Origin of the sequence: Bacillus haikouensis, from assembly GCF_013179555.1 — a bacterium.
GTDB classification, from domain to species: Bacteria; Bacillota; Bacilli; order Bacillales; family Bacillaceae_B; genus Rossellomorea; species Rossellomorea haikouensis_A.
In genome coordinates this window covers 1-1721 of sequence record NZ_JABMCR010000497.1, presented here as the reverse complement: position 1 = coordinate 1721, position 1721 = coordinate 1, and the positions used below count along the sequence as shown (strand labels likewise).

The 1721-nt window shown below is 40.7% G+C and carries 2 protein-coding genes; both read left to right on the top strand.

Annotated features, from left to right (window positions below; genetic code table 11):
* A partial coding sequence (locus HP456_RS23635; protein ID WP_216663408.1) for a hypothetical protein occupies positions 1-412 on the top strand: 412 nt, incomplete at its 5' end.
* A gap of 13 nt (positions 413-425) precedes the next feature.
* Positions 426-1721: AAA family ATPase (locus HP456_RS23630; RefSeq protein ID WP_172255588.1), on the top strand; the 1296-nt coding region annotated here is incomplete at its 3' end.

Genomic DNA, 1721 nt, shown 5'->3' with positions numbered 1-1721 from the left:
CCAGAAGATTATGAAAGAGACAGAAGCGTATGAAGTGAGTGGGGATTGCCTGCTTCAGATCGACCTGGTAGACTATCATGATTTATCAAGTGATATGATTCACGCTGTGGAAACTGGCGATCTTCTTCAAGCCCTGCAAGCTGATATGTTAACTGGTGAAAATAGTAGATGGATTCATTCCATTAAACTAAGCAGGCTAGAACAAGTTGAATTAGAAGGTAATGATCCCTTTATCAGGGATGTCATGCATTCCCTGAGGGAAATGAGCATTGAAGAAGGGGTTGAAGCACTGGCGGAATTATATGAACACCCTTCTCTCTATCGATATATCGAAGCATTGACAGAAGTAGAACTGAGGCATTTAATACAGGATTCAGCAGATTTAATCCTGCATCCGAAACGAGGTCAGTAAGAAAAGAGGTGAAATGATGAGATTAATACAACTGAAAATATATGGATATGGAAAGCTGATCAACCAGGAATACAACCTTGAGGGACTGCAACTGATCTATGGCGAGAATGAGGCTGGGAAATCCACCATCATGTCATTTATACATAGTATATTATTCGGTTTTCCGACCAGGCAGCAAGCCCAGCTTCGCTATGAACCGAAAAGCTCTTCTGAATATGGAGGGAAAATCATATGTGAAAGTAAGGAATATGGCAAACTCAGTATTGAGCGGGTAAAAGGGAAAGCAGCCGGTGATGTTACAGTTCAGTTCGAGGATGGAAGAAAAGGCGGGGAAGAAGCTCTGCTGGAACTGGTCGGGAGGATGGATAAAGTCACGTATCAGAATATCTTTTCATTTAATCTGGCAGGTCTGCAGGACATACATAGATTGAAAAAAGATGAATTGAATCGTTATTTATTCAGTGCAGGCTCAACAGGCACGGATTTTCTTTTGCAAATGGAACAACAATGGCAAAAGGAAAGAGAACTGCTCTTTAAGAAAACCGGCAGAAAACCAGTAATAAATAGCAAAGTCATCGAACTAAAGGCAATGGATAAACAGGTCGCTGAAGCCAAGGAAAAGAATAAACAGTATGGTCCACTGCTCGAAGAACGGCATTCATTGGAGTCTTCGATCAGTTCCCTGATAAATGAAAAGGAATCATTGGCGGAAGAAAGGGACCGGCTAAACGTGATCGATGAACATTGGTATGTTCTTTCCGAGTATGTATCCATTTCCCGAAAGATTTCCAGTATGGAATCACTCTCTTATCCCGCTAAAGGGACAGAGAGGCTGAATGGGCTGAAAGTGGAATGGAGACAAGCTTCTTCTTATTTGGAAACATTGGTTTCAAAGCAAAATAAACTGGAAGAAAAGCTTGAATCAGTTCAGATGCCTGTGAAATTCACAGAGGAGATTCATCAAGTAGAGTCCTTCCTGTCACAACAATCCATATTCATGAAATGGTTGGATGATCTTGATGATATCAGGCGCGAAACGAAGATTGTAACAAATAAAGTAAGTGAAACATTGAGAGCACTAAATCTGCAAATAGCTGAGGAAGATATACCTTCTATCAATACAAGCTTGTTGATGGGCGAACGAATCGAGCTTGCCATTCAGAAATTCGATAAGCTCCAAAATGAAAGTGAAAATCTAAAAAAACAGTATGACGCCGAAATTGAAACCATGCAAAGGATCGAAGGTAAATGTGCTGAGCTTGAAGAACTCCTTATGGAAGAGGAAGACTATCAAGTGTTGCAAAAGAAG